Raw genomic sequence first — 13,203 nt, forward strand, 5'->3', positions numbered from 1 at the left:
TCCGGGGTCAGTGGGCGACGGCAGCGGCGCCGTGTTCGTCGATCAGCGCGCCGTTGTAGAAACGGTCGATGGAGAATGGCGCGGCCAGCGGGTGCATCTCGCCCTTGGCCAGGCTGGCGGCAAACACGTTGCCCGAGCCTGGGGTGGCCTTGAAGCCGCCAGTGCCCCAGCCGCAGTTGAAGAACATGTTCTTCACCGGGGTCTTGGAGATGATCGGGCAAGCGTCGGGGGTGGTGTCGACGATGCCGCCCCACTGGCGGTTCATGCGCACGCGGGAGAGGATCGGGAACATCTCGACGATCGCCTGCAGGGTGTGCTCGATGACCGGGTACGAACCGCGCTGGCCGTAGCCGACCCAGCCGTCGATACCGGCGCCGATCACCAGGTCGCCCTTGTCGGACTGGCTGATGTAGCCGTGCACGGCGTTGGACATGATCACGCTGTCGATGATCGGCTTGATCGGCTCCGATACCAGCGCCTGCAACGGGTGCGATTCCAGTGGCAGGCGGAAGCCGGCGAGCTTGGCCATGTGCCCGGAGTTACCGGCGGTGACCACGCCGACGCGCTTGGCGCCGATGAAGCCCTTGTTGGTCTCGACGCCGATCACCGCGCCGTTTTCCTTACGGAAGCCAATCACTTCGGTCTGCTGGATCAGGTCCACGCCCAGTGCGTCGGCGGCACGGGCGAAGCCCCAGGCCACGGCATCATGGCGAGCCACGCCGCCACGCCGTTGCACGGTGGCGCCGAGGATCGGGTAGCGGGTGTTTTTCGAGCAGTCCAGGTAGGGGATCTCGGCCGCCACCTGTTCGGTGCGGATCAACTCGCCGTCTACACCGTTGAGGCGGTTGGCGTTGACCCGGCGCTCGGAGTCGCGGATGTCCTGCAGGGTGTGGCACAGGTTGTAGACGCCGCGCTGGGAGAACATAACGTTGTAGTTGATGTCCTGCGAAAGGCCTTCCCACAGCTTCATGGCGTGCTCGTACAGATGAGCCGACTCGTCCCACAGGTAGTTGGAACGCACGATGGTGGTGTTGCGAGCGGTGTTGCCGCCGCCCAGGTAACCTTTCTCGATCACCGCGACGTTGGTGATGCCGTGCTCCTTGGCCAGGTAGTAGGCGGTGGCCAGGCCATGGCCGCCACCGCCGACGATGACCACGTCGTAGACCTTCTTCGGCGTCGGCGTGCGCCACATGCGCTGCCAGTTCTCGTGGTGGCTGAGGGAGTGCTTGAAGAGGCCGAAGCCCGAATAACGTTGCATGGTGTTCTGCTCCACTCAGCGGTAGACCGGGAAGTCGGCGCACAGCGCGGCGACGTTCTTGGCCACATCGGCCTCGACATCGGCGTCGCCCAGGTTGTCCAGCACATCGCAGATCCAGCCGGCCAGGGCCACGCACTGGGCGACCTTGAAGCCGCGGGTGGTGACGGCCGGGGTGCCGATGCGCAGGCCCGAGGTGACGAACGGCGACTGCGGGTCGTTGGGCACGGCGTTCTTGTTGACGGTGATATGGGCGCGGCCGAGGGCGGCGTCGGCGTCCTTGCCGGTCAGGCCCTGGCGGATCAGGCTGACCAGGAACAGATGGTTGTCGGTGCCGCCGGACACCACGTCGTAGCCGCGCTCGATGAACACCTGGGCCATGGCCTGGGCGTTTTCGATGACTTGTTTCTGGTAGGCCTTGAATCCAGGCTCCAGCGCTTCCTTGAAGCACACCGCCTTGGCGGCGATCACGTGCATCAGCGGGCCGCCCTGGGCACCGGGGAACACGGCGGCGTTGAGCTTCTTCTCGATCTCTTCGTTGGACTTGGCCAGGATCAGGCCGCCACGCGGACCGCGCAGGGTCTTGTGGGTGGTGGTGGTGACCACGTCGGCGAAGGGGATCGGGTTGGGGTACAGGCCGGCGGCGACCAGGCCGGCGACGTGGGCCATGTCGACGAACAGCAGCGCGCCGACTTTATCGGCGATCTGGCGGAAACGCGGGAAATCCAGAGTCTTGGAGTAGGCCGAGAAGCCGGCGACGATCATCTTCGGTTTGTGTTCCACGGCCAGGCGCTCGACTTCGTCGTAGTCGATCAGGCCGGTGTCGGTGTTGATGCCGTACTGCACGGCGTTGTAAAGCTTGCCCGACGAGGACACCTTGGCGCCGTGGGTCAGGTGGCCGCCGTGGGCCAGGCTCATGCCCAGGATGGTGTCGCCGGCCTGCAGCAGGGCCAGGTACACGGCGCCGTTGGCCGAGGAGCCGGAGTGCGGCTGGACGTTGGCGTAGTCGGCGCCGAACAGCTGCTTGGCGCGCTCGATGGCCAGCGCTTCGACCTTGTCGACATGCTCGCAGCCGCCGTAGTAGCGCTTGCCCGGGTAGCCCTCGGCGTACTTGTTGGTCAGGCCGCTGCCCTGGGCCTGCATCACGCGCTTGCTGGTGTAGTTCTCCGAGGCGATCAGCTCGATGTGATCTTCCTGGCGCTGCTCCTCGGCATTCATCGCCGCCAGCAGTGCGTCGTCGTAACCCTGGATCTGGTCTTGCTTGCTGAACATCGTGTATCTCCCGGCAGCGATCGTTTCTTGTCTGGTGAGGGTTTTCCCACCCTTTGCAGCGATGGTATGACCGGGCACGGCGGTACAGATGCCTGCGCGCGCCTTGCAATGGCGCGTTTACGACATTGCTACCCCAAGCGCCACACAGCCCTGTGGGAGCCGGCTTGCCGGCGATGGGGCCAGACGCAGAACCATCGCTGGTTGAGCGGACGATATCTCCGGCAAGCCGGCTCCCACAGGGATAGCGATGGCCTGTATAGGCAACCGCCGAATCGATGGTTTAGAGTGCGTGCCTGCGTCGTAAAAAGGACAGGCGTCATGACCAATAACAACCAGCAATTCGCCAGCGACAACTATTCCGGCATCTGCCCCGAAGCCTGGGCCGCGATGGAAAAGGCCAACCAGGGCCACGAACGCGCCTACGGCGACGACCAGTGGACCGAACGCGCCTCGGAGTACTTCCGCAAGCTGTTCGAGACCGACTGCGAAGTGTTCTTCGCCTTCAACGGCACCGCCGCCAACTCCCTGGCCCTGGCCTCGCTGTGCCAGAGCTACCACAGCGTGATCTGCTCCGAGACCGCCCACGTCGAGACCGACGAATGCGGCGCGCCGGAGTTCTTCTCCAACGGCTCCAAGCTGCTCACCGCGCCTAGCGTCAACGGCAAGCTCACCCCCGAGTCGATCCGCGAAGTGGCGCTCAAGCGCCAGGACATCCACTACCCCAAGCCGCGGGTGGTGACCCTTACCCAGGCCACCGAAGTAGGCACCGTCTACCGCCCCGACGAGCTCAAGGCGATCAGCGCCACCTGCAAGGAGCTGGGCCTGAACCTGCACATGGACGGCGCGCGCTTCACCAATGCCTGCGCGTTCCTCGGCTGCTCGCCGGCTGAACTGACCTGGAAGTCTGGCGTGGATGTGCTGTGTTTTGGCGGCACCAAGAACGGCATGGCGGTGGGCGAGGCGATCCTGTTCTTCAACCGCGACCTGGCCGAAGACTTTGACTACCGCTGCAAACAAGCCGGGCAGTTGGCGTCGAAGATGCGCTTTTTGTCGGCGCCATGGGTCGGCCTACTCGAAGACGGCGCCTGGATGCGCCATGGCCAGCACGCCAACCACTGCGCGCAGCTGCTGGCGTCGCTGGTGAGTGACCTGCCGGGGGTGGAACTGATGTTCCCGGTTGAAGCCAACGGGGTGTTCCTGCAGATGCCGGAACCTGCGCTGGAGGCGCTGCGCAACAAAGGCTGGCGTTTCTATACCTTCATCGGTAGCGGTGGTGCGCGGTTCATGTGCTCGTGGGATACCCAGGAATCTCGCGTGCGGGAGTTGGCGGCGGATATCCGCGGTATCTTCAACGCCTGACAGGCCGCCATCGCCGGCAAGCCGGCTCCCACAGGGTTAAGCGATCACCTGTGGGAGCCGGCTTGCCGGCGAAACGAGCGCAAAGCGCTCGCCTGCGACTCAAAGGCGGAACCCACCCATCTGCCGCGCCAGGTCATCGGCCAAACCACGCAGCGCCTGGCACTCCTCGCGGCAATCCTGCACCTCGGCGGCCGTCTGCCGCGCCAGGTCGGAAATGCCCTGTACCGTCCGGTTGATCTCCTCGGTCACCGCCGACTGCTCCTCCGTTGCCGTGGCCACCTGCTCGTTCATGCCGCTGATGCGCTCGACCTGATCGGTGATCGCGCCCAGCGAGGTGCCGGTGCGCTGGCTCGACTCGACCCCGTTGCCGGTGGCCGTTTGCCCGGCCTGCATCGACGCCACCGCCATGCCGGCGCCGTGCTTGAGACGCTGGATCATCTGCTGCACTTCGTCGGTGGACACCTGGGTGCGTCGCGCCAAGGTGCGTACTTCATCGGCGACCACCGCGAAGCCCCGGCCCATCTCGCCGGCCCGCGCTGCCTCGATGGCGGCGTTGAGCGCCAGCAGGTTGGTCTGCTCGGAAATGCTGCGGATCACCGCCAGCACTTCATCGATCGAGGCAACCTCGTCGGCCAGCTGGGTCACGGCCTCGGCGGCGCGGCCGATCTCCCCGGACATGCCCTCGATGTTGTGGATGGAGCGGCGCACCACCTCCCGCGCCTGCAGCGCCTCTTCCCGCGCCGACTGCGAAGCGTGGGCAGCGGAGCCGGCGTTCTGGGCAATATCCTGCACGGTCAGGCCCATCTCGTGCACGGCGGTGGCAACCATCTCGGTCATTTCCTGCTGGCGGCCCGAGCGCTCGGCGGTGTTGTCCACCACCTGGGTCACCTGCTCCACCGACTGGTGCAGGCGTTCGGTGGTGCGCAGCACTTCGCCGATCAGGCCACGCTGGCTGTCGAGGAAACGGTTGAAACCCCGGGCCAGGTCACCCAGTTCGTCCTGGCGCGCATCGTCCAGGCGATGGCTGAGGTCGCCCGCGCCACCGCCGATCTGCACCAGCGCCGCCGTGACCTGGCGGATCGGCCGCACCAGCCCGCGCGCCAGCAGCACCACCAGCAACAACGAGATCAGCGCCACGCCGCCACCAATCAGGCAGGTCTGCCAGATGGCCTGGCGCGCCTGGGCATAGATCTCGGCTTCTGGCACCTCGGCCACCAGCGTCCAGTTCAGGTCGCGCAAGGGCAAGCCCAAGGCCAGGTAGTCCTCGCCATCACGTTGGAAACGGCTGCTGCGCAGGCCCTCGCCGCCCACCAGCACAGCTTTCGCCGCCTCGACGTCCAGTTGCTCGGCAAGTTGACGCTTGCCGCTGAACTGCTGGTCGGGATGCACCTGGATCAGGCCGTCGTTGCGCACCAGGAACACCTTGCCGTGCTCGCCGAAGCTGAAGTCGTGGATCAGCTTGGACAGCTCGGTCATGCGCAGGCCCATGCCCGCCACGCCCACCAGCTGGCCGGCCTTTTCCACGCGATAGTCGATGAACAGCGCCAATTCGCCCGTGGAGCCATCGATGTCGATGTTCAGCATGCGCTCGGCACCGCTGTCGATGTAGCCGTAGAACCAGTTGTCCTTGGGGTTGGCGCGGCTGAGGGTGCGGTCCAGGCCTTTTTCGTTGTAGTAGTTGCCGCTCACCGTGGAGGCGACCAGGGTGGTAAAGGCGTGGTTGCGCTGCTTGGCGGCGTCGAGGTACTCGATGAACGCCGGCAGCGCGGCGGGATCTTCACCGGCAGCCAGCCAGTCGCGCAGGAGGGTGTTGCCGGCGATATCCGCGGCAGCCACCAGCGGGCGGCCGAGCATGCGCTCGATATCGTTGCGGATGGCCTCGATACTGGCCGGCAAGGCCGTATCGACCAGATAGCGTTCGGTCAGGCGGTTGAGCGCCACCGTGTAGATCGCCACCACCACCAGGATGCTCGCCAGCAGGGCGGCGCCCATGCTCGCGATCAATTGCCATTGGATGCTCCGCCGCCAGATGCGCATGTGCCACTCCCCGATAATTATTGTTTTTCGGGAAGTGTATACACTTAAGTATCCAGTTGTTCCAGTGATCTGCGACAGACTGGACGCCCGCATCGCGGGGCAAGCTCGCTCTCACGAAGGCGCACGATGACGTCAGTCAGACGTCGGAGACGGCCTTGCTGATGGCATCGACCGTAGCGTCGATCTGCGCCTGAGTGCGCTCGAGGGTGCGGTCGTGCTCGCGCTGCAGTTCGATCTGCTTGGAGCACAGGTTCAGGGCGGCCAGCACCAGCAGCTTGTCGCCGATCAGGGTCGGGTAGCTGCGCTTGGTCTCGGCCAGGGCGACATTGAGCATGCGCACGGCCTGGTTCAGGGTTTCTTCCTGGCCCTCGGGGGCCTTCAGCGAATAGTCGTTGCCCAGGATCGACACGACGTTGACCGGCTGCGCTTGCAGTCTCATGCGTTCACGACACCTGCGCTGGCGCGCTCGACCAAGGCCTGAATGCGTGCGGCGGTGGCGCCGTGCTTCTCTTCCTGTTCCATGAGCGACAACTGCAGGCTGTCGTTCTCTTCCTTGGCCTGGGCCAGTTCCTGGCTGAGGCTGGCGTTCTGTTCGGCCAGCTGTGCGTTCTTGTGCATCAGGTCGCTGACCAGTTGCTCGAGTTGATTCAGGGAAGTTTCCAACATGCGTCTATCTCGGTTGTTGCAAAGGGCGCACACGATAAGGAAAAACCTGCGCCCCCGCCATTAAATATCGGATTCAAAAGGTGTTTGCCGGGTTCAGGTTGACCCAGGATCAGCCCCCTTGTTCCGACCTGGGTCAACCGCTGGTCAGGAAAATAGTTAGCTGCCTCACAATTTCATCAAGTCAGCCTAAAGACTGGCCGGTCACGACCGATAGGCAGGCAGGTCTTCTTCCGTCGCATGGATCGCGGCACCTCTTCTGCCTTGGAAACCGCCTCCATGTCCTTACGCAATATGAATATCGCGCCCCGCGCGTTGCTCGGGTTCGCCGTGATCGGTGTGCTGATGCTCGGCCTGGGTATCTTCTCGCTGATCCAGATGGGCAACATCCGCCAGGCCGGCGTGACCATCGAAGAAGTCAGCGTGCCCAGCATCAAGACCCTCGACGAGCTGACCGCACTGAACCTGCGCCTGCGCACCCTCTCCTACCGCCTGCTGCTCAACCGCGAACCGGCCACCCAGCAAGACACCCTGCGCCTGCTGGACGAGCGCAACGCACAGATCGACAAGGCGCGTCGCGCCTACGAACCACTGGTGACCGCCGCCGACGAGAAGGCCGCCTTCGACCAGTACGGCCTGCTGCTCAACCAGTACCGCCAGCTCGAGGCGCGCATGCGCAGCCTGAGCCAGGCCGGCGACCTCGATGCCCTGCGCGACCTGCTCAACCGCGACCTGCTGGACAACTCCGAGCAGATCAACAAGGTCATGGACGCGCTGGTGCGCATCAACACCGACCAGACCAGCGCCACCAACGCCCAGGCGGCCGAGCAGTACAGCGGCGCCTTCGCCCTGGTCATCAGCCTGCTGGTAGCGGCCACGGTGCTGACCTTGCTGTTCGCCTTCCTGCTCACCCGCAGCATCGTCAAGCCCATCGACGAGGCGCTCAAGGCCGCCGAGCAGATCGCCGAAGGCGACCTGACCCACAGCATTCACGCCGACGGCACCGATGAGGCCGCGCGCCTGCTCAAGGCCATGGCCAAGATGCAGGACAAGCTGCGCGACACCTTGCAACTGATCGCCGGCTCCGCCACCCAGCTGGCCTCCGCCGCCGAAGAGCTGAACAGCGTCACCGACGAAAGCGCCCGTGGCCTGCAGCAGCAGAACAACGAGATCGAGCAGGCCGCCACCGCCGTTACCGAAATGACCAGTGCCGTCGAAGAAGTGGCCCGTAACGCGGTCAGCACTTCGGAAGCCTCCAGCGAAGCCAGCCGTTCGGCCGGCGATGGCCGCGACCTGGTACTGGAGACCGTGGGCGCCATCGAGCGCATGAGCGGCGATGTGCAGGCCACCGCCAAGCTGATCGCACACCTCGCCGAGCAGTCCCGTGATATCGGCAAGGTGCTCGACGTGATCCGCGGCCTGGCTGACCAGACCAACCTGCTGGCGCTCAACGCCGCCATCGAGGCCGCCCGCGCTGGCGAGGCAGGCCGTGGTTTTGCCGTGGTTGCCGACGAAGTGCGCGCCCTGGCCCACCGCACCCAGCAGTCCACCAGCGAGATCGAGCGGATGATCGGCAGCATCCAGGGTGGCACCGAGCAAGCCGTGGACTCGATGCGCACCAGCACCGAGCGCGCCGAATCGACCCTGAACATCGCCCGTGGCGCGGGCCTGGCGCTGGACACCATCGCCGGCGCGGTGGCGCAGATCAACGAGCGCAACCTGGTGATCGCCAGCGCCGCCGAGGAGCAGGCCCAGGTGGCCCGCGAGGTGGACCGCAACCTGGTGAACATCAACGACCTGTCGGTGCAGAGTGCCACCGGGGCGCACCAGACCAGCGCGGCAAGTGCCGAGCTGTCGCGGCTGGCGGTGGATCTGAACGGGTTGGTGGCGCGGTTTAGGACCTGACGGTCGAAGCTGGGAGGCGGCCTCAGCTTGATTGAGCTGAGACTGGAGCGGCATCCCTCGTGAGGCTGACCATGCCTGCCAAATAGTGGCAGCCATGGTCAGTTACATTAGACAACTTGTACTCCATCCGCCTCTCTCATGTTGTAGACACGTTGGTTCATGTCACTAGGGGGGCTCAACTGGCCTGGAGGGCGTTCCGTGACGACCTGCTCCAATCCATCTGGCTGCCCATTGACGGGAAGCGTAGCCATTAGCGGAACCCTACTATCCAAGCCTTGGGATTGAGCCACTACCGTCCCATTTTCCCTGTTTTTCAAGGTAAGCTCGCGATGTTTCAACGCTGATGCTGTCCCCAAAGCGACGACCCCCGCCAAAGTGAACTCTTGGGCGCCCGGAGCACCGGCAGCCTTCAGAGTGAGTGCAGTCATTAGTAAGGCATGACCAGCTTTCTTGGACAGCGCAGAGGCTACAGCCAACTTTCCGCCCTGCGGCCAGGTCCTCCATGTCCATGTCACTCCGAGCGTGTGTTGTATCGCTGAAGCGACGAGCATGACTGCTCCTGGGATTCTACCTGTCGGGTCATTGCGGTTTATCGGATCTGCACCGCAGTATGCATAGACATTGATTCCGCCCTTGCCGAACGGGCTCAGCGCATCAGGCTCATGAAAGCGCATCAAAACTGGGTTGTACCGACGATGGCCGTTACCCAATGGATAGCGATCCATTCGCGCATCGCGTGACTGGCCACAGAAACCTGTCATTGGGCCGATCGGTGACGGTACCTCACCATAGGCCGTATAGCTGCGGCCGGGAAATCCGACACCGTCGATGGGGCTGTTCTGTCTGTCACAGGCAAGCAGATAGATAGCCACTGTTCACTTCCCTTCGCCGAGGATCCCGCCCGAAGATTGGCAGCGATACGGCGCAAGTGGAACTGGCAAAAGTATCAGGTGCCCACGTTGGGCCTGTGAGCCGGTTTGTCGTAGCGGCGCAAGGGCTGCGAAACAGCCCCCGGCGCATACGGATCAATACTCGATCCGCACATCCCCCTTCGGCACGCTGCAGCACGACAGGATGTAGCCCTCGGCTTCGTCCTCCTCGGTGATCCCGCCGTTGTGCTCCATCTCCACCTCGCCGCCGAGCTTGAGCACCTTGCAGGTGCCGCAGATGCCCATGCCGCAGGCCTTGGGGATCATCAGCCCGACCTTGGCCGCCGCCGCGTGCACGGTCTCGCCCGGGGCCACGCGGATGCTCTTGTCGCTGCCGACGAACTCCACCAGGTTGAGGTCGGCCACATCCACTTCCGGCGCATCGGCAGCCGCTTCGGCATGCTCCACCGCATCGGCCTTGGCTTCAGGCGGCGTCGCGCCAAACGATTCCTCGTGGTAGTTCTTCATGTCGAAGCCGACCGCTTCGAGCATGCGCTTGACCGCGCTCATGTAGGGCGTCGGGCCGCAGCAGAATATGGTGCGTTCGAGGTAGTCCGGGGCAATCAGCTCCATCAGCCGCTGGTTGAGATAGCCGCGATAACCCGCCCACGGCTCGCCCAGCCCGTGCTTCTCGCAGATGATGTGCAGGCTGAAGTTGGGGATGCGCGAGGCCATCTGTTCCAGTTCGCGGTGGTAGATGATGTCTTTCGGCGAGCGGGCGCTGTGCACGAACACCATGTCGACATTGGCGTTGGTGTCGTAGAACCAGCGGGCCATGGACATCACCGGGGTGATGCCGACGCCGCCTGACAAGTACAGCGTCTTGCCGGCCGGGAAGTCGATGGCGTTGAACAGGCCCACCGGCCCGTGCACCGGCAGCTCGGCGCCTTCGTGCATGGTGTCGTGGAGGAAGTTCGACACCAGCCCGCCCGGCACCCGCTTGACGGTGATCGAGAAGCTGTAAGGCACCGACGGCGAGCTGGAGATGGTGTACGAACGCATCACCGGCTTGCCTTCGATCTCCAGTTCCAGGGTGACGAACTGCCCGGGCTTGAAGAAGAACATGATCGGCTGGTCGGCCATGAAGCAGAAGGTGCGCACGTCCCAGGTTTCCTGGATGACCTTGACGCAACGCACGATGTGGCGGCCATTGGCCCAGGTCTGGGTGGTAACCGGATTGAGGAAGGTATCGGACATGTTCATCTCCAGCAGCCGACTGTCGGCCTTTCTTATGGCTCCGATAATGCGCATAGCGCCGTCTACGTACATTCCCATCCGCGACATCGGCGTGCTTATCGCGACCAGCCCCGCGCTACAAGGGCTGGCGCGTCGGAATTCGATGCGGCCATGTCGCCCGTGGATATGGTCCTTTCCCTGCCCGGACGCACACTCCTCGGCAAAACAACACGCTGTTTATCCCGAAGAACAGCCTTGCGGCACTACAACAACGATTAGCCACTTCAGCCGGCCGCACGCGGCCACGAGGACCACACGATGGACGTCACCGCAACCCTGAGCCTGGGCGATCCACTGGAACCTGCACGCAAGGCCACCGCCGAGATGCTGCAGACCCGCGAGCGCACCTACTCGCTGCCGCAACCGTTCTACTGCGATGAGCGCCTGTTCCAGATCGACATGCAGGAGATCTTCCACAAGGAGTGGCTGATCGCCGGCATGGTTTGCGAGATCCCGACCAAGGGCAACTACATCACCCTGCAGATCGGCAAGAACCCGATCATCGTGATACGCGGTGCCGAAGGTAAGGTGCATGCCTTCCACAACGTCTGCCGCCACCGCGGCTCGCGGCTGTGCGTGAGCGACAAAGGCAAGGTGGCCAAGCTGGTCTGCCACTACCACCAGTGGACCTACGAACTCGATGGCCGCCTGCTGTTCGCCGGCACCGAGATGGGCGACGACTTCGACATGAACCAGTACGGCCTGAAACCGGTGAACGTGAAGGTGGCCGGGGGCTACATCTTCATCAGCCTGGCCGAGAATCCGCCGGCCATCGACGAGTTCCTCGCTACCCTCGACCACTACATGGAACCGTACGACATGGAGAACACCAAGGTGGCGGTGCAGACCACCTTGATGGAAAAGGCCAACTGGAAGCTGGTGCTGGAGAACAACCGCGAGTGCTACCACTGCAACGGCTCGCACCCGGAGCTGCTGAAAACCCTGCTGGAATGGGACGACACCAACGACCCGCGCGCCAGCCAGGAATTCAAGGATCACGTGGCCGCCTCAGCCGCTGCCTGGGATGCCGAGAAGATCCCTTACCTGCACAAGAGCCATGGCCTGCGTAACCGCATCGTGCGCATGCCGCTGCTCAAGGGCACCGTGTCAATGACCATGGACGGCAAGGTGGCGTGCAAGAAGCTGATGGGGCGCATCAAGAACCCCGACCTGGGCTCGATGCGCATCCTGCACCTGCCGCATTCGTGGAACCACTGCATGGGCGACCACATGATCGTGTTCACTGTGTGGCCGATCAGTGCGCAGGAAACCATGGTCACCACCAAGTGGCTGGTGCACAAGGATGCGGTGGAGGGGGTGGATTACAACCCTGAAGAGATGCGCAAGGTGTGGGACGCCACCAATGACCAGGATCGGCGGTTGGCCGAGGAGAACCAGCGGGGGATCAATTCCACGGCTTACCAGCCGGGGCCGTATTCGAAGACTTATGAGTTTGGGGTGGTGAATTTTATTGACTGGTATAGCCAGCGACTGTTGAACAATCTGGGGGCGGAGCCGGCGCCGTATCTAAAGGAAGTTCTGGCACAGTAGCGAGAGCATCAGCCATGCCTGCGCCTATCGGCAGCAGGCGTGGCTTTTGAAATGCAGGTCGCCCATCCACTTATGACTCATAAACCACATATCGCACAGGAAAATTCAACACCAACAATCACTACTTAACATTAGCCTGACTTCTAACTTTCGCCAACCGCATCAACATCAACTATAGCCGACTCCTCGGAGTTGGGATCCCCTCGGACTTCTGAAGCACGACTTGCTAAAACTTTTTTCTGCCTCGCCCTGTCTAGATCCACACTATTCACCCACACATCCAGACCACCTGAAGCAATAGCACTTAACATGGCAAAGCCTTTGATAATATCGGCATCGTCAAGCACCCGATCTCTCTCCATGGTCTGTAATGTATCGACAGGGTCTGTTACAGCCGGAGCGTTCCTCTTAACAATCTCGCTAGTGCCCAAGAGACCCAACGATAAACCCTTTAACACCCTGCTAGCAATTTCGGGATACTTCATAGGATCGCTCCAGGAGCGAGCCGAGCCATTCACCCTCTGCTTCCACCATTTCAAGCCAATATTTAGAATATCAAACGAGACCTTTCCGCCGAGATAAAGAGTGACTATCTGCGACGCAAATCTTCCACTTGAATCAAACCTGTTTATCGGGTCACGAACACAATATGCATAAGTATTGGTCCCACCTTTACCAAAAGGGCTTAGCCTGTCAGGTGAGTGAAAACACATCAATACTGGACTGTAGACCCTATAGCCATTGCCCAGGGAATACCAACCCACTGCGGGCTCGCACAGCTGGCCGGTGAAACCGAGACTTGGCTTCGCGGTGAGCCCATGCTTGTAACCATATGGCAAGTACGCGGCAGTGCTATTCCATGCACCAAACCGGGCAAGTGGACTGTGAAGGCGATCAACTGCCAGTAGCGTGCTCGACATTAACCAGAACTCCTACGAGGAAATGACAGCCGATAAGGTCGATGCCTGCCCCGCGAAGGCCTGCACAGCCCTGTAG

Annotated in this window: 11 protein-coding genes and 2 pseudogenes; 4 read left to right on the forward strand and 9 right to left on the reverse strand. The window is 62.8% G+C overall.

Going from position 1 to position 13,203, the window contains the following annotated elements:
- Positions 1 to 7 precede the first annotated feature (7 nt).
- Positions 8 to 1,258, reverse strand: coding sequence for a sarcosine oxidase subunit beta family protein (locus tag CCOS191_RS25245; RefSeq protein ID WP_046857448.1), 1,251 nt, complete (start codon positions 1,256 to 1,258; stop codon positions 8 to 10).
- 15 nt (positions 1,259 to 1,273) lie between these two features.
- Positions 1,274 to 2,527, reverse strand: coding sequence for a serine hydroxymethyltransferase (locus CCOS191_RS25250; protein WP_046857449.1), 1,254 nt, complete (start codon positions 2,525 to 2,527; stop codon positions 1,274 to 1,276).
- 318 nt (positions 2,528 to 2,845) lie between these two features.
- Here CCOS191_RS25250 and CCOS191_RS25255 point away from each other — a divergent pair, with 318 nt between their 5' ends.
- Positions 2,846 to 3,886: a threonine aldolase family protein gene (locus tag CCOS191_RS25255; RefSeq protein WP_046857450.1), complete on the forward strand. Its 1,041-nt coding sequence runs from the start codon at positions 2,846 to 2,848 to the stop codon at positions 3,884 to 3,886.
- Positions 3,887 to 3,985: 99 nt separating this feature from the next.
- Here the strand turns inward: CCOS191_RS25255 and CCOS191_RS28855 are convergent, their stop codons facing one another.
- From CCOS191_RS28855 to CCOS191_RS25270, 4 genes and pseudogenes are all read right to left on the reverse strand, one after another.
- Positions 3,986 to 4,723, reverse strand: coding sequence for a methyl-accepting chemotaxis protein (locus tag CCOS191_RS28855; RefSeq protein WP_442963679.1), 738 nt, complete (start codon positions 4,721 to 4,723; stop codon positions 3,986 to 3,988).
- 126 nt (positions 4,724 to 4,849) lie between these two features.
- Positions 4,850 to 6,016: pseudogene (locus tag CCOS191_RS28860) on the reverse strand (cache domain-containing protein); the annotation flags it as partial.
- A gap of 43 nt (positions 6,017 to 6,059) precedes the next feature.
- On the reverse strand, positions 6,060 to 6,362 hold the full coding sequence (locus CCOS191_RS25265) for a cell division protein ZapA (protein WP_023630184.1): 303 nt from the start codon (positions 6,360 to 6,362) through the stop codon (positions 6,060 to 6,062).
- The gene (locus tag CCOS191_RS25270; protein WP_011536153.1) at positions 6,359 to 6,589 is read right to left on the reverse strand and encodes a hypothetical protein; all 231 of its coding nucleotides are present in this window, start codon (positions 6,587 to 6,589) and stop codon (positions 6,359 to 6,361) included. The genes CCOS191_RS25265 and CCOS191_RS25270 overlap by 4 nt, the downstream gene beginning before the upstream one ends.
- Positions 6,590 to 6,880: 291 nt before the next feature.
- Between CCOS191_RS25270 and CCOS191_RS28865 the strand changes: the two are divergent.
- Positions 6,881 to 7,636: pseudogene (locus CCOS191_RS28865) on the forward strand (MCP four helix bundle domain-containing protein); the annotation flags it as partial.
- Positions 7,628 to 8,491 (forward strand): methyl-accepting chemotaxis protein, encoded by an 864-nt coding sequence (locus CCOS191_RS28870; RefSeq protein WP_371920989.1) that lies wholly within the window; start codon positions 7,628 to 7,630, stop codon positions 8,489 to 8,491. The pseudogene CCOS191_RS28865 and the gene CCOS191_RS28870, both read left to right, overlap by 9 nt.
- A gap of 107 nt (positions 8,492 to 8,598) precedes the next feature.
- On the opposite strand, the gene CCOS191_RS25280 is transcribed toward CCOS191_RS28870, so the two are convergent.
- Both CCOS191_RS25280 and gbcB read right to left on the reverse strand, forming a co-directional pair.
- Positions 8,599 to 9,363 (reverse strand): RHS repeat-associated core domain-containing protein, encoded by a 765-nt coding sequence (locus CCOS191_RS25280; RefSeq protein ID WP_231867459.1) that lies wholly within the window; start codon positions 9,361 to 9,363, stop codon positions 8,599 to 8,601.
- Positions 9,364 to 9,516: 153 nt separating this feature from the next.
- Positions 9,517 to 10,617, reverse strand: a complete 1,101-nt coding sequence (gene gbcB, locus CCOS191_RS25285; RefSeq protein WP_046857453.1) for a glycine-betaine demethylase subunit GbcB — start codon at positions 10,615 to 10,617, stop codon at positions 9,517 to 9,519.
- Between the two features lie 297 nt (positions 10,618 to 10,914).
- Here gbcB and gbcA point away from each other — a divergent pair, with 297 nt between their 5' ends.
- A complete protein-coding gene (gene gbcA, locus CCOS191_RS25290; RefSeq protein ID WP_046857454.1) occupies positions 10,915 to 12,207 on the forward strand; it encodes a glycine-betaine demethylase subunit GbcA in 1,293 nt (430 codons plus the stop codon).
- Positions 12,208 to 12,350: 143 nt separating this feature from the next.
- Here gbcA and CCOS191_RS27735 read toward each other — a convergent pair whose 3' ends face one another.
- On the reverse strand, positions 12,351 to 13,127 hold the full coding sequence (locus CCOS191_RS27735) for an RHS repeat-associated core domain-containing protein (RefSeq protein ID WP_082120492.1): 777 nt from the start codon (positions 13,125 to 13,127) through the stop codon (positions 12,351 to 12,353).
- Positions 13,128 to 13,203: the final 76 nt, after the last annotated feature.

The sequence above is a fragment of the Pseudomonas sp. CCOS 191 genome, assembly GCF_001007005.1.
In the GTDB taxonomy this organism is placed as follows: Bacteria; Pseudomonadota; Gammaproteobacteria; order Pseudomonadales; family Pseudomonadaceae; genus Aquipseudomonas; species Aquipseudomonas soli.